Source organism: Burkholderia sp. E168m15 (genome assembly GCF_016586105.1).
Lineage (GTDB): Bacteria > Pseudomonadota > Gammaproteobacteria > Burkholderiales > Burkholderiaceae > Burkholderia > Burkholderia orbicola.
The window spans coordinates 46,273-63,499 of record NZ_BCPO01000152.1 but is presented as its reverse complement, the minus strand read 5'-3'; the positions used below and the strand labels follow the sequence as shown (position 1 = coordinate 63,499).

Sequence of the window (17,227 nt, the reverse complement as noted above, 5' to 3'; positions counted from 1 at the left end):
TGTACCGATAAAGAAACCGGTTGGATATGCATTTATGCACATCGACGGCCGGCCCGGAGACGCCCGCCTTTTTTCCCTCGCCGATGCGACATGCCACCGAGCCGGTTTCCGGCAACCTGAACTGGGACGACCTGCGCTTTTTCCTCGAAGTCGCGCGCACGCAGCGCGCGAGCGGCGCCGCGAAGCGGCTCGGGGTCGACTACACGACCGTCGCGCGGCGCATCCGCGCGCTCGAGGCCGCGATGGGCACGCTGCTGTTCGACAAGTCGCGCTCGGGCGGCTTCACGCTGACGGCCGAAGGGCAACGGCTCGTCGCGTATGCGGACGCGATGGAGACGACCGTGCAATCCGCGTGCGATCAGGTCGCGAACACCGGCGAGGCGCTGTCGGGCCACGTGCGGATCGGGTCGACCGAAGGGTTCGGCTGCTTTTTCCTCGCCCCGCAGCTCGCGCGGTTCCGCGCCGCGCATCCGCACGTGACGGTCGACCTGCTGCCGGTGCCGCATTTCGTCAACCTGCCCAAGCGCGAGGCCGATCTCGCGATCACGCTCGAACGGCCCGAGCGCGGGCCTTACGTGGTCACGAAGCTGTGCGACTACCAGTTGCGGCTCTATGCGACGCACGACTATCTGGCGACCCACCCGCCGATCACGTGCACCGACGATCTCGCGCGGCACGCGTTCATCAGCTACGTCGACGATCTCGCGTTCAGTAACGAACTGCTGTACCTGGACCGCGCGGTGCCCGGCGCGACGGCGGGCTTGCGCACGACCAGCGTGATCGCGCAGGTTTTCGCGGCGCTGCAGGGTGGCGGCCTGGCGATCCTGCCGTGCTTCATGGCGGCCACGCAGCCGGCGCTGGTGCCCGTGCTGCCGAACGACGTGGTCGTCACGCGGTGTTTCTGGCTGACGTGCCGCGAGGATCTGCGCAAGCTGCGGCGCGTGACCGCGCTGTGGGACTACCTGCGCGCGGCGGCAGACGCGAATCGCGCGTTGCTGTCGGGGGAATCGGCTACGCTGCGCTTCGTCGGCGAGCCGGAGTAGCGGTCGACGGGCGGTGCGCGACGATTGATCTGGATGACAACACGGCCGGCGGCGATTCGACCGGCCAGCGGGGAGAGGGCAGATGGCTTTGACGCATGCGGGCAAGGTTTTCGTGGTGTGCGTGGTGGTATTCGGCGTGGTCGCTTACTGGCTCGCGTCGCGCATGGTGCGCCGCCAGACGGGCGGCAAGCGTGGGGCCGGCGGCGCGGTCGCGTTCTGGTGGCTCGTGTGTTTTTGCCTGGTGTCGCTGTCGTTCCCGTTCGCGTACTGGATCGGCGACGAGCTCTACGCACTGGCGGTGTCGCCGACATACGAAGCGACCGTCGTGTCCTACCAGTCCGAGTGGGACACCTGCGAGCGCCGCGACAGCTCGGGACGAACCTCGTCGTACCGGTGCATCAAGTACACGTCGATCCTGGAAGCCGTGATGCCGGATGGCGAACGTATCACGCTACCGGGCAACATTCGCTCGGGCGCCGTGCCCGACATCGGCGAGAAGGTCGATGTCGTGTTGCCGCAGGGCGCCCATCAGTGGCACGAGCGCAGCCTGCGCAGTATCGGGCTGCTGGCCGGCGGCACGGTGATGGTCGCGATCATCGGGTATTTCGTCTACCTGATCGCGGCGTACGGTGCCGGGAAGAAGATCGACGGCGCGGCCCGCTTCGGCGTGGCGGCGGTGCTGAACGGGCTCGTGCCGCTCGGCGCGCTGCTGATGGAAGTTGCATTCCTCAGCGTGCCGTATCGCTACTGGGCGCAAGGCAATCCGGAACAGTGGCCCGTGTGGGTGCTGGCACTCTGCCTGCTGTTCGCGCTGGCGCTGCTGCCGTTGCTGCTCGTCTACGCGCGAACCGCATGGCGGGCGGTCGTGAAGTAACGGCGGCGCGGCATGCCTGTACCGCGCCTCGCGATCGCGGCGCGGGGGCCGGCCGCGCCGCAGGCCTTCAACGCGGGCAGCCCAGCCGATCCGCCAATTCGTTCAGGTCCCTGACGTCGAAATCCCACGCATCGTCGGCTTGCAGGTCGGTCGTCTGGCCGGGCCCGTGCTCGGTCGGCCGCAGCACGAACGCGGTCGACAGCCCGAGCCGGCGCGCGGCGCCAAGATCGCCGTTGTGCGCGGCCACCAGGCACAGCTCGGCCGGCGCGAGGCCGAGAATCTCGACCGCTTCGGTGTAGACCGCCGGCGACGGCTTGTACGCGCGGGCGACCTCGGCGCCGAGAATCGCGTCCCACGGCAGCCCGCCATGCTTCGCGACGTCGACCATCAGCCGGATATTGCCGTTGGACAGCGGCGCGATGATGTAGCGCTGCTTCAGCCGGTGCAGCCCGGCGACGGCATCCGGCCACGGATCGAGCCGATGCCACGCGAGATTGAGCGCGTCGATGTCGGCCTCCGGCACGTCGACGATCCCGAAGCGGTCGAGCGTGCGCACCAGGTTCTCGCGATGCAGCACGTCGAGCCGCACGTAACGGCGGCGTCCGCTGCGGATTTCTTCCATCGACGGCGAATACTCGGCGCGCCACGCATCGGCGAACGCGAACGGGTCGAGTGTCGGCGCGTGGCGATCCAGGAACGCGGCGGTGCCGCGCGCGACACCGCTTCTCCAGTCGACGATCGTTCCGAAGACATCGAAAACGAGCGCCTTGATTTCGGCAGGGTTCGTCATGGTGATCCAGTGAAGGTCGTTCGATGAGGGTTCACATCGCCGTGCCGCCGGATGGCGCGGCGCCGGTTCGATCGACATTGAATCACGGATACGAAAACGCGGCCGGGGAGGCCGCGATAGGTGGCTCGCGCGCCGGTCACGCCGGCGCCAGCGAGCGGGGGCAGGGCGCGCGGCGCCGGCCGCCGCGCGCGTCCTCGCCAGTCAGCTCTTGTCGTACGAGAACTGGATGCCGGCCGTGCCGCCGGTTTCGATGAACAGGTTGATGAACGCCGGCACGGTGGCGCTGCGCGCCCAGTCGCGCTGCAATTCGCAGAACAGCTGCGCGACGCTGATCATCTGGCCGCCGGCCTGCTCGATGCGGCGCAGCGCCGCTTCGTGCGCGGCGACCGACGTGCCGCCGACCGCATCGACGACCACGTACACCTCGTAGCCGGCCTTCAGCGCATCGAGCGCCGGGAAGGTCAGGCATGCCTCGGTCCACAGCGCGGTCATGATCAGTTTCTTGCGGCCGGTCGCCTCGACGGCCTGGCGGAACTCGACGTCTTCCCACGAGTTGATGCTCGTGCGGTCGTAGGTCGGATAGCCTTCGAGCGCCGCGCGCAGTTGCGGGATCGGCGGCTTGTTCAGCCCGGTCTTCACGTTGACGGTCGAGTGGACGATCGGGAGGTCGTACGCGACCGCCGCCTTCGATGCGCCGACGATGTTGTTGATCAGCAGCTGGCGATCCATCGACGCGATGGAGTTCACCTGGACCGGCTGGTAATCGATGACGATGAACGCGGCGTTCTGCGGGGTGAGCAGGTGGTCGTTCGCGGGGTCGCGAATCGGTTCGCTTGCCATGGTTGCCTCCAGAGAGGGTTCGGGAATGTGAAGGGATACGTCGAAACAGGATGCTATGCGTGCAACAACCGCCGTTCCAGTCCCTTAAAATGCCGTCAGTGTTCTATGAGTGGAACAATCATGGATGACCTGAACGACCTCTACTATTTCGTGAAGGTGGTCGAACACGGCGGATTCACGCAGGCCGGGCGCGCGCTGGACGTGCCGAAATCGACGCTGAGCCGGCGCATCGCGGCGCTGGAAGCGCGGTACGACGTGCGGCTGCTGCAGCGCACGACGCGCCATTTCACGGTCACGGAAACCGGGCGCGAATTCTACGAGCGCTGTCTCGCCGTGCTGGTGGAAGCCGACGCGGCGCGCGAGGTGATCGAGCGCCGGCACGCGGAGCCGCGCGGCATCGTGCGCGTGAGTTGCCCGACCGCCTTGCTGGAATTCCGCGTGAGCGAACTCGTCGCCCGTTTCATGGCGATTCATCCGCAGGTGCACGTGCACCTCGAAGCGACGAATCGCCGCGTCGACCTGCTGAGCGAAGGGTTCGACCTGGCGCTGCGCGTGCGCTTCCCGCCGCTGGAGGACAGCGATCTCGTGATGCGTGTGCTCGCCGACAGCCCGCAGCGGCTGGTGGCCGCGCCGCAGTGGCTGGACGGGCGCACCGCGCCGTCGGACCCGGCGGAGCTGATCGGCGTGCCGAGCCTCGACTGGGGGCCGGCGCGGCATCACGTGTGGCAACTGGTCGGGCCGAACGGCGAGCATGCGCAGTTGCGCCATCACCCGCGCTTCGTGACCGACGACATGCACGCGCTGCGCGATGCGGCGATTCACGGCGTCGGCATCGTGCAATTGCCGTGCATGGTCGTCGAGGACGACCTGCGCGACGGCACGCTGGTCGACGTGCTGCCCGGCTGGGCGCCGAAGGGCGGCGTGGTGCACGCGGTGTTTCCGTCGCGGCGCGGGTTGCTGCCGCGCGTGCGCCTCCTGATCGACTTCCTGGCCGAGCACATCCGGAAGGACTGACGGGCGGCGCCCCGCGCCTTCGTGCGGCGCAGCAGCCCGTCGGCGTACCGGCCGCCGCCTGCATGCCGCGCGGCAACCGCGCGTATCCCCTGATGGAAGCAGCTATGTCGATCGTCGCGGATTGGTGTTAAATACATTTCGGTGCGCCTGGGCTCGGCGCGCAAACGGGGCGCACCGGGGATCGGCGTAAACCCGGGGCGGAACAGGGCACGAAATATCGATAACGAATCGGGCGCATCAGACCCGGTCGGACAGACGGCAGGATTCATATTGAATACCGAACCGCAAAGTTCTCGCTACAGCCTCGGGCTCGCCGCGGAAGTACTCGCATCCGAGCAGAGCGTACTGAGGCTGATCACGCGCAACACGCCGCTGCCGGAACTGTTGGTCGAGGTTTGCCGGCGTGCCGAGGCTTTGCTCGGCGACGGCGCGTCCTGCACGATCCTGCTGCTCGATACGGACGGCGTGCACGTGCGCGTCGGCGCGGCGCCGTCGTTGCCCGCGCAGTACAGCGCGGCGATCGACGGCGCGACGATCGGGCCCGCGGCCGGCTCGTGCGGCACGGCGATGTACGAGCGCCGGATGGTCGCCGTCGAAGACATCGAAACCGATCCATTGTGGGCCGACTACCGCGCCATCGCGTTGCCGCTGGGCTTGCGCGCGTGCTGGTCGGTGCCGTTCCTCGACGAGGCGGGCGCCGTGCTCGGCGCGTTCGCCGTCTATCACCACCGGCCGTGCCGGCCGAGCGACGAGGAAACCGCGCTGTTGCGCGATATCGGCAACAGCGTCGGCCTCGCGGTGCACCAGGACCGGATCGCGCGACAACTCGCGCGCAGCGAGGAACATCACCGGCTCGTCGTCAACAGCCTGAGCGAGGGCATCCTCGTCATATCGCGCGAAGGCGTCGTGATCGCGAGCAATCCGAGCGCGAACCGGATGATGCGCGTGAAGGGCGAACTCGTCGGCCGCCGGCTGTCGACGGTGATCCTGCGCAAGCTGCGCGAGGACGGCACGCCGATCGACCCGCACGACTGGCCGAGCCGGCGCGCGCTCGAGACGGCCACGCCGATGCTCGACTATACGGTCGGCTTCGGTCTCGCGGATGGCGACATCATCTGGGTGCGCGGCAACGCGGTGCCGATCGTGAGGCCGGGCGAGACGCAGGCCGACTCGGTGCTCGTGTCGTTCAACGACATCGGCCCCGTGCGCGAAGCGCAGCAGCAGTTGCGCTACATGGCGACCCGCGACGCGCTGACGGGCCTCTACAACCGCCGCTGGCTCGGCGACCGCATGCGCGAGCTGTTCTGCGCGCACGACGCGGCAGCCGGGCCGGCGCGCGTCGCGATCCTGTTCATCGATCTGGTCGGCTTCAAGAAGGTCAACGACACGGCCGGCCACGACGCCGGCGACGCGCTGCTGCGCAGCGTCGCCGCGCGGCTCGCGGCCTGCGGGGAGGGCCGCTACGCGCTCACGCGCGTCGGTGGCGACGAGTTCGTGATCCTCGTCGACGATTGCGACGATCCCGATCGCCTGTCGGTGCTCGCACGCGAGGTGATCGAGGCGATCGCGAAGCCGTTCGCGATCGCGAACAACGAGTACTGGCTCGGCGTATCGATCGGCATCAGCGTCGCGCCGCGCGACGGCGACGATGCCGTGACGCTGATGCGCAACGCCGATTCGGCGATGTACGACGCGAAGCAGCGCGGCCGCAACCACTTCACGTTCTTCACCGCGCAGCTCAACCTGCGGCTGCAGCGCCGCTTCGCGATCGAGCAGTCGCTGCGGCGCGCGCTCGCGTCGGACCTGCTGCGGCTCGCGTATCAACCCGTCGTCGATGCGCGCAGCGGCCGCACGGTCGGCGCCGAGGCGCTGCTGCGCTGGACGAGCCCCGAGCTCGGGCCGATGTCGCCGGCGGAATTCATCCCGGTCGCGGAAGATACCGGGCTGATCGTCGCGATCGGCCAGTGGGTGCTCGAAACCGCGTGCCGGCAGGCGGCCGAGTGGCGCCGCACGATCGCGCCGGACCTGATGCTGGCCGTCAACCTGTCGCCGCGGCAGTTTCACGAGGGGCTCGTCGAATCGGTCGGCCGCTGTCTCGCGCAGACGCGGCTCGACCCGTCGGCGCTCGAACTGGAGATCACCGAAGGCGTGCTGATGAACGACACGGACACCGTGCTGCCGATGCTCGAAGCGCTCACGGACATGAACGTGCGGATCTCGGTCGACGATTTCGGCACCGGCTATTCGTCGCTCGCGTACCTGAAGCGCTTTCCGCTGCACAACCTGAAGGTCGACCGCTCGTTCGTGTCGGGCGTGCCCGATCATCACGACTCGGTCGCGATCACGCAGGCGGTCGTCGCGATGGCGCATTCGCTCGGGATGAAGGTCACGGCCGAAGGCGTCGAGACGCAGGCGCAGTCGTGGTTTCTGCAGCAGATCGGCTGCGACATGCAGCAGGGCTATCTGTTCAGCCGGCCGCTGGACGCGAGCGATTACGCGCGCCGGCTCGGCGCCGCATGAAAGCGCGCTCGGCGGCGTTCCGCTAGTGCGCGCCGAATCCGCCGGCGCCCGGCGGCGGCGTCGACGACGGATCGATCTCGACCCGGTTCTTGCCTTCGTGCTTCGCGCGATAGAGCGCGCGGTCGGCCGCCTCGATCAGGACGGTCGTCGGCAGGCCGGGCGCGGGCACGATGCTCGCGCCGCCGATGCTGATCGTCACGGTGTGGTTGCCCGTCGACGAATGCGCGTGCCGCAGTCGCAGCGCCTCGACCGCGAGCCGGATCTTCTCGCCGAGCAGCCGCGCGGCGCCCGGCGACGAGGCCGGCATCACGACCGCGAATTCCTCGCCGCCGAAGCGCGCGGCGAAATCGCCCGATTGCCCGAGGCAGCGCTCGATCGTCGAGGCGATCTGCTTGAGCACGCTGTCGCCCGACACGTGTCCGTACGTGTCGTTGTAGAGCTTGAAGTTGTCGACGTCGATCATCAGCAGCGACAGCTCGCTGCGCTCGCGCGCGCCGCGTCGCCACTCGGCGGCCAGGTATTCGTCGAGATAGCGCCGGTTCGAGAGCCCGGTCAGGCCGTCGGAGTGCGTGAGGCGCCGCAGCTCGAGATTGGCCTCGAGCAGTTGCTGCTGCGACTGCCGCAGCGCGCGATAGGCTTCGTCGCGCTGCAGCAGGTTCAGGTACGAGCGCGAGTGGTAGCGGATGCGCGCGACGAGTTCGATGCGATCGGGCAGCTTGACCAGGTAGTCGTTCGCGCCGGACGCGAACGCGGCGCTCTTGATCACCGGTTCTTCCTGCGTCGACAGCACGATGATCGGCACGTCGCGCGTCGCCGGATTCGCGCGGTACGCCTTCACGAGGCTCAGCCCGTCGGTGCCCGGCATCACGAGGTCCTGCAGGATCACGGTCGGGCGCGTCTCGACCGCGGTGGCCATCGCGTCGTCCGAGCGCGGGCAGTAGTGGAAGTCGATGCCTTCCTCGTCGACGAGCGCGCGCCGCACGGCTTCCGCGACGATCGTCTGGTCGTCGACCAGCAACACCATCGCCGGCGCGTCGGCGGGCGACGCGGTCGGGCCGCCCGGCGGTCGAGTCAGGTCAATCGTCATGGTCGATGCGGGTTGTGGCGGTGGTCGCGGTCGTTGCAGGGGCAGGCATGGGTGTTGCGCGTGGTCATCGTCGGGGTTCAGATTCGCGCCAGCGCCGCCAGTTCGCCCGCGATGCGCCCGAGCGGCAGGATCGCCCGCGCCGCGCCGAGCGTCGCGGCCGCCTTCGGCATCCCGTACACGGCGCTGGTCGCCTCGTCCTGCGCGATCGTATGGTAGCCCTTCATCCGCAGCGCCTTCAGGCCGATCGCGCCGTCGCGGCCCATCCCCGTGAGCAGCACGCCGATCACGCGGCCCGGCCAGTGCTCGGTCAGGCTGTTGAAGAATACGTCGACCGACGGGCGATACGGCGTGGCGGCCGGCTCCCGCGTGTATTCGAGCGTGCCGGCGCGCGTGATGCGCAGGTGATCGTCGGTCGCGGCGAGCAGCGCGACGCCCGGCTGTGGGCGGTCGCCTTCGCGCGCGACGCGCACGGCGAGCCGGGTCTGGCCGTCGAGCCATTGCGCCATGCCTTCGGCGAACGCGCGATCGACGTGCTGCACGATCACGATCGGCGCATTGAAATCGGCCGGCAGGTTGCCGAGGATCGACGCGAGCGCGCCGGGGCCGCCGGCCGATGCGCCGATCGCGATCAGCGGGCCGGCGCCGCCGCGCGCGGCCGCACCGGCGAGGCGCGAGCTGCCCGGTGCGTCGAGCAGGCGGCCGATCTGGTCGATCTTCGCGAGCAGCAGTTTCGTCGTGTCGCCGGCCGCGCCGTCGCCGAGCCGCGGCGTGTCGACCGCGTCGAGCGCGCCGGCGCCCATCGCCTCGAACACGCGCCACGCGTTCGCGCCGATGCAGCTCGTCACGATCAGGATCGCGCACGGTCGTTCGGAGCGCATGATCCGACGCGTCGCCTCGATCCCGTCGAATTTCGGCATGATCAGATCCATCAGCACGATGTCGGGCGGCTGCGCGGCGCACAGTTCGACGGCCTGCGGGCCGTCGGTCGCGACCCACAGCACGCGGTGCTCGGGCCGTCGCGCGATCGCGCGGCGCATCGCCTCGACGGCAAGCGGGAGGTCGTTGACGATGCCGATGTTCACAAGCGGAATTCTCCGGTCGGTTCGTAGTGTTGGAGGTGGGCCGGGTTCATGGAAGGGCGTAGCCTGTTCGGCGCGGCCGGGCGGCATCGGCGGCCGGACGGCACGGCATTCTTTTCGGTTGGCGACGCCCGAATGCTGTCATGCGGCGCGGGCGGCGGCAATCGAAAAATATGCGCATTGTGCGGTTTCAGTACGTTTCCTCTATGGCGATCCCGCATTGCCGGCAAGCGGGGCGGTCGATCCTGTCCGGCAGGCCGCAAAAGTCCGCATGTTACCGTGCCGGCATCGACAAAAAAGCAAGGAGAGAACCGGATGAGCGCGCCCGATACCGTCCTCGTCAGCCGCGACCCGTACGCGCCGATCGTGATCGAGCAGGACGGCCGTTTGCTGTACCGGATCCACATCGAGAGCGGGCACGCGTCGTTCGACCGCGATTTTCCGGTCGAACCCGATGCGGTGCGCGTGCTGCGCGACGATGCCGAGCGCTACTACTTCCTGTTCGCGGCGCTTCACCATCCGTACCAGCTGAGCGCGACGAACCTCTCCGACGCGGAGCGCGAGCGTTATTTCGGCACGATCCTGTTCGCCGGCCGCGACGAAGTCGAAGCCTTCATGACGGAACGCGATCGTGCCAGCAACGGCGCGGTGGCGAACTTGCTGAGCATCTTCACGCAGGCCGATTACCGGCAACTGCGCGAGGGCCGGTGGTTCGGCATGGGTGCGGGCATGCCGGCCGCGTAGCGGGCCGTAGCGCGCATCGGGCCGCGCGGCGGCCGTGCCGCCACGCCGTCAATGGCTGCGCGCGTAGCCCTGGATCAGCGCGCGCATCATCCCTTCGACCGTCGCGTCGCGCAGGTCGGCTTCCTGCTCGGCTTCCTCGACGAGCGCGGCATAGGCGGTCGCGAGCGTCACGCGGTCGACTTCATGGCGTTGCTCCATCAGCGTCACCATCCCGTCCTTCGCCAGATGAGCGGAGAACGCGCGGCTGCCGATGGTCTGGAATACGTCAATCATGGCGGCTCTCCCGTACGTTGCCGATGCTCTTCAGTGTAGTCGGCGCCCCGGGGCTGCGCCACGCGCGCCGGGCGGCCCGATTCATCCGATGAAACGCGGCCGACACATGGCGCGGGCACGGTGTCCATCGGCTTCAACGTTTACCCGAACCGGCAAATTGTCGACTTTTTATCGATAAAGTCTCGTGTTAGATTTCGCCGTCCGAGCCCGATGCAAACCGGGCCGGCCGCGCGTGGCCGACGTGCCGCGCGTCCAGACACAAGGAGGGGAAATGCTGGTGCTGATTGGGGTGCCGATCGTCGTGATCGGCTTCGCGCTGCGCTTCAATGCGCTGCTGGTGGTCACGATCGCGGGGCTCGCGACGGGGCTGGCGGGCGGGCTGAATCTCGTCGACATCGTCAGTGCGTTCGGCAAGGCGTTCACCGAGAACCGCTACATGGGGCTGATCTGGCTCACGCTGCCGGTGATCGCGCTGCTCGAGCGCAACGGGCTCAAGGAGCAGGCGAAGCGGATGATCTCGCGGGTGCAGGCGGCCACCACGGGCCGCGTGCTGATGCTGTACTTCGTGCTGCGCCAGGCGACCGCCGCGCTCGGCCTCACGTCGCTCGGCGGCCACGCGCAGATGGTGCGGCCGCTGATCGCACCGATGGCCGAGGCCGCCGCGGTCGGCCGGCACGGCGAGCTGCCCGAGGCGGTGCGCCAGCAGATCCGCGCGCATGCGTCGGGCGCCGACAACGTCGCCGTGTTCTTCGGCGAGGACATCTTCATCGCGATCCAGTCGATCCTGCTGATCAAGGGCTTTCTCGAACAGAACGGCATCGCCATCGAGCCGCTGCACCTGTCGGTGTGGGCGATCCCGACCGCGATCGCCGCGCTGCTGATCCACTGCACGCGCCTCGCGCTGCTCGACCGCCGGCTCGCGCGCGGCTTCGGCCTGGTCAGGCAGGAGGGCGCGCGATGATCGGCCTCGAATCGCTGTACACGCTCGCGGGGCTGATGTTCGCCGCGTTCGCGTACTTCAACCTGACGGATCGCACGAACCCGCGGCGCGTCGTCAATTTCGCGTTCTGGGCCATCTACGCGGTCACGTTCCTGTTCGGCGCGCTGCTGCCGCATTTCGTGACGGGGTGCCTCGCGATCGCGCTCGCGGTGATCGCCGGCTCCGGCAAGCTCGGCCGCGGCCGGTCCGACGAGGCCGGCGAAGCGGCGGCCGGGCGGCGCGAGACGCTCGCGCAGCGCTTCGGCAACCGGCTGTTCCTGCCGGCGCTGCTGATTCCGCTCGTCACGCTGATCGGCACGTTCGCGCTGAAGCTCGTGCCGTTCGTCGAGCCGAAGAGCGTGACGCTGATCTCGCTCGTGCTCGGCACGATCGTCGCGTTCGTCGTCGCGCTCGCGATGCTGCGCGATTCGCCCGTGCATGCGCTGAAGGAGGCGCGCCACACGATGGATGCGGTCGGCTGGGCCGCGATCCTGCCGCAGATGCTCGCGGCGCTCGGCGCATTGTTCGCGGTGGCGGGCGTCGGCGGCGTGGTGTCGGGGCTCGTGAAGGACTGGGTGCCGATCGATTCGCCGTTCGCGGTGGTCGCGGCCTATACGGTCGGCATGGCGCTGTTCACGATGATCATGGGCAACGGCTTCGCCGCGTTCCCGGTGATGACGGCCGGCATCGGCCTGCCGCTGATCGTCCACCAGTTCCACGGCAATCCGGCGATCATGGGCGCGATCGGGATGCTGAGCGGCTTCTGCGGTACGCTGATGACGCCGATGGCCGCGAACTTCAACATCGTGCCCGCGGCGCTGCTCGAACTGAAGGACAAGAACGGCGTGATCAAGGCGCAGTGGCCGACCGCCGTGCTGCTGCTGGCCGTGAACACGCTGCTGATGTACGCGTTCGTATTCCGCTTCTGATTCGATGGACGAGATCCTCATGACCGACCGACTCACCCCCGAACTCGCGTCGAAATTCGCGTCGCTCGCGCTCGCGCACCTGACCCGCGAATATCCGAACAAGCTCACGCATGCGCTCGAAGGGCCGCACGACGTGCAGGGCCCGCGCGCATTGCACCCGATCTTCTACGGCAGCTACGACTGGCATTCGTGCGTGCACGGCTACTGGCTCGTGCTGCGCGTGCTCGAACGCTACCCGGCACTGCCGGAAGCCGAGCGCATCGTCGCGACCGTCGATGCGCATTTCACCGACGCGAACGTCGCCGGCGAGCGTGCGTATCTCGCGCTGCCGCACAACGCCGGCTTCGAGCGGCCGTACGGCTGGGCGTGGCTGCTCGCGCTCGCCGCGCAGCTCGAGCGGCTCGCGCTGAAGGGCGCGCTGCCGCAGGCCGCGCGCTGGGCGAAGACGCTGGCGCCGCTGGCCGACCTGTTCGTGTCGCGCTTCGAGACGTTCCTGCCGAAGGCGACCTATCCGCTGCGCGTCGGCACGCATTTCAACACCGCGTTCGCGCTGGCGCTCGCGCTCGATTTCGCCCGCGACACGCAGCGCGACGGGCTCGCGGCGCTGATCGTCGATACCGCGAAGCGCTGGCACCTGAACGACGTCGCATGCCAGGCGTGGGAGCCGTCGGGCGACGAATTCCTGTCGCCCGCGCTGATGGAAGCCGAACTGATGCGGAGGGTGCTGCCGGCCGCCGAATTCGACGGCTGGTTCGTGCGCTTCCTGCCCGATCTCGCGCAAGGCGAGCCGGCGACGCTGTTCGAGCCGGCGACGGTCAGCGACCGCAGCGACGGCAAGATCGCGCACCTCGACGGGCTGAACCTGAGCCGCGCGTGGTGCCAGCGTTCGCTGGCCGGCGCGCTGCCGGAAGGCGATGCGCGGCGCGCGAAGCTGCTCGATGCGGCCGATCGGCATCTCGCGAGCGCGCTCGCGCACGTGGCCGGCGATTACATGGGCGAGCACTGGCTCGCGACGTTCGCGTTGCTCGCGCTGGACGCGTAGCGCGCCATCGGGCTTTCGTGGAAGGCGACCGCCTTTGCGTCGTGCGCAACACCGCTTTCCACGACAGGGCCGACGCGCGGCGGCGACGACTCGCTACACTGCCGTACCGGTTGGACGGGCCCCGGCATCAGGCCCGCGAGCAAGGAGACAGAAGAGGATGGAGACCCCACGCGCAGCGGTCGTCACGTACCGCGGCAATGCGATCGAGAACACGCACGTCGCCCATGTGGCGGTCGTCGATGCACGCGGCCGGCTGCTGGCCCGGTTCGGCGATCCGTACCGGATGACGCTCGCGCGGTCGGCGGCCAAGCCGGCGCAGGCGCTGTCGGTGATCGAGACGGGCGCGCCGGAACGCTTCGGCTTCGACGACGCGGACATCGCGCTGATGTGCGCGTCGCACAGCAGCGAGGATCGTCACATCGAACGCACGCGCGCGATGCTCGCGAAGGTGGCCGCGCACGAATCGGATCTGCGCTGCGGCGGCCATCCGCCGTTGTCCGATGCGGTGTACCGGTCGTGGATCAAGCGCGATTACACGCCCACCGGCGTATGCAGCAACTGTTCGGGCAAGCATGTCGGGATGCTGGCCGGCGCGCAGGCGATCGGCGCGGCGATCGCCGATTATCATCTGCCCGACCATCCGATGCAGATGCGCGTGAAGCAGGTGGTGGCCGACGCGTGCGGCCTGCGCGACGATGAAGTCGACTGGGGCATCGACGGCTGCAACCTGCCGACGCCGGCGTTCTCGCTGGATCGGCTGGCGCGCCTGTACGCGTCGCTGGCCGACGGCGCGGACGCGGTGGAGGCGGGCGGCGCGGTGACCGAGCGGGTGCGCGCACTGGCGCGCATTCATCGTGCGATGACCGCCTATCCGGAACTGGTCGCGGGCGACGGACGCTATTGCACGGTGCTGATGAACGCGTTCGGCGGGCAGGTGGTCGGCAAGCTCGGCGCCGATGCGTGCTACGGGATCGGCGTGCGCGCGTCGGAACGCACGCGGCAACTCGGCGCGGATGGCGCGCTCGGCATCTCGGTGAAGATCGAGGACGGCAATCTCGACGTGCTCTACATGGTCGTCAGCGAAATCCTCGAGCGGCTGCGGATCGGCACGGCCGAGCAGCGCGCGCAACTGGCCGCGTTCCACCGGCCGCGGATGCTCAACACGCAGGGCGTCGAGTTCGGGCACGCGACGTTCCCGTTCGACTTGCAGGCGGCTTAGGGCCTGTTCACGCTAATAACGGGCCAGCCCCGCGAATGAATTTTTCCAAACAGGGGAACGTGCCTTTCCGCCCGCATGGCGGCGTCGTTCGTCGTTGCAATAGCTATGGCTATTGCGCCTCCTTTCTCCTTGCCCTGCGGGCGGAAAGGCACGTTCGCAAGCCCGTTATTAGCGTGAACAGGCCCTAACGCCGTCGCCGCGTCGATGCCGCCGGCCCGCGATCCGGGCCGCGCATCGGCGCGCTACGCGCGTGCGTCGCGAATCTTCGCCAGCTCCCGCTCCGACAGCTCGCCGATCTGCGCGAGGTGTTCCGCCAGAAAATCCTTGAGCACGCGCAGCTTCGCCGAGCTGCGCCGGTTCGCCAGATACGCGATGTAGATGTATTCGCCGGTCAGCCGGTTTTGCAGCCGGTAACGCGGCAGCACGGCTTCGAGCTGGCCGCTCGCGAGCAGGTCGCGTACCAGCCAGATCTCGAATTCCGCGATGCCGAGCCCCGCGCAGGTCGCTTCCAGCAGCAGCTCCGAGTGGTCGGTGACGAGGTTGCCGGCCGGCAGCACGCTGTGCTGCGTGTCGCCGCTCACGAGCGCCCAGCGCGGATCGCCTTCCGGGTGCACGTAGCGCAGGCAGTTGTGGTGCGTCAGGTCGTCCGGCGTTGCGGGGCGCCCGCAGCGATCGAGGTAGCCGGGCGTCGCGCACAGGATGCTGTCGTTGCGCGACAGCCGGTGGACGACCAGATTGTCCAGATAGTTCTCGCCTTCGTGGATGTCGAGGTCGAAGCCGCCCGCCACGAGGTCGTTGTGGTTGTCGGTGAGCCGCACGTCGAGCTGGATCGTCGGATAGCGAGCGAGAAACGGTGCGATCAGCGGCGCGAGATGACGGCGGCCGAACGCGACCGGCGCGGTGAGCTTCAGCGGGCCGCTCGGCTGCGCGTTCAGCTCGGCGACGACGCGCAGCGTGTCGTCGAGATCGGCGATCAGCGTGACCGCGCGCTCCAGGTAGATATGGCCGGCTTCGGTGAGCGTCACGCTGTGCGTGGAGCGGTGCAGCAGCGCGACGCCGAGCGCCTCCTCGATCGCCGTGACCTTGCGCGCGACGGTCGACGTCGATACGTGCATCTCCTTCGCGACCGCCGAAAAACTCCCTGTTTCGACCACCCGCACGAACGCGCGCATCGCGCCCAGATGATCGATGCCGGTTTCTCTCGCGCCTTTTTTCATTCGATTCTCGCTGTTGCGTCCCACGCAAAACCGCTTTCGATAATACAGAAGCGAGCTTGTTTTTGCAAAGGCATAGAATGCGAACCCGTCGCGTCGGGAAGCGGCGAACGACGAGCGGCACGAGACATCCAGGAGGGGCACGATGACCGAAAACGGCTTCCGCGTCGAAGCGGATCTTTTAGGCAAACGAAGTATTCCGGATGCCGCCTATTACGGCGTCCACACGCTGCGCGCGAAAGAGAATTTCGACATTTCCGGCCGCACCATTGCGTCGCTGCCGTACCTCGTGATGGCGCTCGCGTCCGTGAAGGAAGCGGCGGCCGACGCCAATTGCGAACTGGGGCTGCTGCCGCGGCCGTACCGCGATGCGATCGCCGCCGCGTGCGTCGAGATCCGCGAAGGGCGGCTGCACGACCAGTTCGTCGTCGACGTGATCCAGGGCGGCGCCGGCACGTCGACCAACATGAACGCGAACGAGGTGATCTGCAACCGCGCGCTCGAAATCATGGGGCACGCGCGCGGGCAGTACGAATACCTGCATCCGAACGAGCACGTCAATCTAGCGCAGAGCACCAACGACGTCTATCCCACCGCGATCCGCATCGCGACCTGCTTCGCGGTCGAGCACCTGCTCGAGGCGATGGCGCGGCTGCGCGATGCATTCGCGGAGCGCGCCGATGCGTTCGCCGGCTTGCTGAAGCTCGGCCGCACCCAATTGCAGGACGCGGTGCCGATGACGCTCGGCCAGGAATTCTCGACCTACGCGGTGATGCTGACGGAAGACATCGCGCGGCTGCAGGAGGCCGGCTGGCTGATCCGCGAGATCAACCTCGGCGCGACCGCGATCGGCACGGGCATCACCGCGCATCCGCAGTACGCGGAGAAGGCGCTGGCCGCGCTGCGCCGCATCACCGGGCTCGACCTGAGCACCGCGCCGAACCTGATCGAAGCGACGCAGGATTGCGGCGCGTTCGTCCAGGTGTCGGGCGTGCTCAAGCGGATCGCCGTCAAGCTGTCGAAGATCTGCAACGATCTGCGGCTGCTGTCGAGCGGCCCGCGCGCGGGCTTCGGCGAGATCAACCTGCCGCCCGTGCAGGCCGGCTCGTCGATCATGCCCGGCAAGGTGAATCCGGTGATCCCGGAAGTCGTCAACCAGGTCGCGTTCGAGGTGTTCGGCAACGACCTGACCATCACCTTCGCGGCCGAGGCCGGCCAGCTTCAGCTCAACGCGTTCGAACCGGTGATCGCGAGCGCGCTGTTCCGCAGCTTCAGCCACCTGACGGCCGCCTGCACGACGCTCGCGCAGCGATGCGTGAGCGGCATCACCGCGAATCCCCAGCGGCTGCGCGAAACGATGGAGCGCTCGGTCGCGCTCGCGACCGCGCTGAACCCGTACATCGGCTACAAGCGCGCGACCGCCGTGGCCGCCGAAGCGCATGCGACCGGCAAATCGATCCGCGAGGTCGTGCTGGCGCACGAACTGATGACCGACGCGCAACTCGACGAAGCGCTGCAGCCCGAAGCGCTGATCCGGCCGCGGGCGTTCTGACGCCGGCCGGTTCGGCAGCCGTACCGAA

At 68.4% G+C, this 17,227-nt stretch carries 16 protein-coding genes; 10 read left to right on the top strand and 6 right to left on the bottom strand.

Going from position 1 to position 17,227, the window contains the following annotated elements; genetic code table 11:
• Positions 1-83: 83 nt before the first annotated feature.
• Both JMF86_RS22305 and JMF86_RS22300 read left to right on the top strand, forming a co-directional pair.
• A complete protein-coding gene (locus tag JMF86_RS22305; RefSeq protein ID WP_011548014.1) occupies positions 84-1,043 on the top strand; it encodes a LysR family transcriptional regulator in 960 nt (319 codons plus the stop codon).
• A gap of 82 nt (positions 1,044-1,125) precedes the next feature.
• Positions 1,126-1,917 (top strand): hypothetical protein, encoded by a 792-nt coding sequence (locus JMF86_RS22300; protein ID WP_011548013.1) that lies wholly within the window; start codon positions 1,126-1,128, stop codon positions 1,915-1,917.
• A gap of 67 nt (positions 1,918-1,984) precedes the next feature.
• Here JMF86_RS22300 and JMF86_RS22295 read toward each other — a convergent pair whose 3' ends face one another.
• The gene (locus JMF86_RS22295; protein WP_041489403.1) at positions 1,985-2,707 is read right to left on the bottom strand and encodes a haloacid dehalogenase type II; all 723 of its coding nucleotides are present in this window, start codon (positions 2,705-2,707) and stop codon (positions 1,985-1,987) included.
• Between the two features lie 201 nt (positions 2,708-2,908).
• Positions 2,909-3,547: a hydrolase gene (locus JMF86_RS22290; RefSeq protein WP_011548011.1), complete on the bottom strand. Its 639-nt coding sequence runs from the start codon at positions 3,545-3,547 to the stop codon at positions 2,909-2,911.
• A gap of 120 nt (positions 3,548-3,667) precedes the next feature.
• On the opposite strand from JMF86_RS22290, the gene JMF86_RS22285 reads away from it, so the two are divergent.
• Both JMF86_RS22285 and JMF86_RS22280 read left to right on the top strand, forming a co-directional pair.
• The gene (locus JMF86_RS22285) at positions 3,668-4,561 is read left to right on the top strand and encodes a LysR substrate-binding domain-containing protein (protein ID WP_027808942.1); all 894 of its coding nucleotides are present in this window, start codon (positions 3,668-3,670) and stop codon (positions 4,559-4,561) included.
• 270 nt (positions 4,562-4,831) lie between these two features.
• A complete protein-coding gene (locus JMF86_RS22280) occupies positions 4,832-7,081 on the top strand; it encodes a bifunctional diguanylate cyclase/phosphodiesterase (protein ID WP_011548009.1) in 2,250 nt (749 codons plus the stop codon).
• Between the two features lie 22 nt (positions 7,082-7,103).
• Here the strand turns inward: JMF86_RS22280 and JMF86_RS22275 are convergent, their stop codons facing one another.
• Positions 7,104-8,168: a diguanylate cyclase gene (locus JMF86_RS22275; RefSeq protein WP_027808944.1), complete on the bottom strand. Its 1,065-nt coding sequence runs from the start codon at positions 8,166-8,168 to the stop codon at positions 7,104-7,106.
• Between the two features lie 77 nt (positions 8,169-8,245).
• On the bottom strand, positions 8,246-9,250 hold the full coding sequence (locus JMF86_RS22270; protein ID WP_011694698.1) for a chemotaxis response regulator protein-glutamate methylesterase: 1,005 nt from the start codon (positions 9,248-9,250) through the stop codon (positions 8,246-8,248).
• A 312-nt stretch (positions 9,251-9,562) separates the two neighbouring features.
• Here JMF86_RS22270 and JMF86_RS22265 point away from each other — a divergent pair, with 312 nt between their 5' ends.
• A complete protein-coding gene (locus tag JMF86_RS22265) occupies positions 9,563-9,991 on the top strand; it encodes a hypothetical protein (RefSeq protein WP_011694699.1) in 429 nt (142 codons plus the stop codon).
• 48 nt (positions 9,992-10,039) lie between these two features.
• Here JMF86_RS22265 and JMF86_RS22260 read toward each other — a convergent pair whose 3' ends face one another.
• Positions 10,040-10,264, bottom strand: a complete 225-nt coding sequence (locus tag JMF86_RS22260; RefSeq protein WP_011548005.1) for a hypothetical protein — start codon at positions 10,262-10,264, stop codon at positions 10,040-10,042.
• A 271-nt stretch (positions 10,265-10,535) separates the two neighbouring features.
• On the opposite strand from JMF86_RS22260, the gene JMF86_RS22255 reads away from it, so the two are divergent.
• The 4 genes from JMF86_RS22255 to JMF86_RS22240 all read left to right on the top strand — a co-directional run bounded on the left by JMF86_RS22255 (position 10,536) and on the right by JMF86_RS22240 (position 14,433).
• Positions 10,536-11,225, top strand: coding sequence for a DUF969 domain-containing protein (locus JMF86_RS22255; RefSeq protein ID WP_011548004.1), 690 nt, complete (start codon positions 10,536-10,538; stop codon positions 11,223-11,225).
• Positions 11,222-12,172, top strand: a complete 951-nt coding sequence (locus JMF86_RS22250; protein WP_011548003.1) for a DUF979 domain-containing protein — start codon at positions 11,222-11,224, stop codon at positions 12,170-12,172. Before JMF86_RS22255 ends, JMF86_RS22250 begins: the two co-directional genes overlap by 4 nt.
• 19 nt (positions 12,173-12,191) lie before the next feature.
• Positions 12,192-13,214 carry a DUF2891 domain-containing protein gene (locus tag JMF86_RS22245; RefSeq protein WP_041489488.1) on the top strand — a complete coding sequence of 341 codons (1,023 nt, stop codon included), beginning with the start codon at positions 12,192-12,194 and terminating at the stop codon, positions 13,212-13,214.
• Between the two features lie 157 nt (positions 13,215-13,371).
• Complete coding sequence (locus JMF86_RS22240) at positions 13,372-14,433, top strand: asparaginase (RefSeq protein WP_011548001.1); 1,062 nt, start codon at positions 13,372-13,374, stop codon at positions 14,431-14,433.
• A 242-nt stretch (positions 14,434-14,675) separates the two neighbouring features.
• Here the strand turns inward: JMF86_RS22240 and JMF86_RS22235 are convergent, their stop codons facing one another.
• Positions 14,676-15,650 (bottom strand): LysR family transcriptional regulator, encoded by a 975-nt coding sequence (locus tag JMF86_RS22235; protein ID WP_011548000.1) that lies wholly within the window; start codon positions 15,648-15,650, stop codon positions 14,676-14,678.
• A 142-nt stretch (positions 15,651-15,792) separates the two neighbouring features.
• Here JMF86_RS22235 and JMF86_RS22230 point away from each other — a divergent pair, with 142 nt between their 5' ends.
• On the top strand, positions 15,793-17,199 hold the full coding sequence (locus tag JMF86_RS22230) for an aspartate ammonia-lyase (RefSeq protein WP_011547999.1): 1,407 nt from the start codon (positions 15,793-15,795) through the stop codon (positions 17,197-17,199).
• The last annotated feature ends 28 nt before the right edge of the window (positions 17,200-17,227 follow it).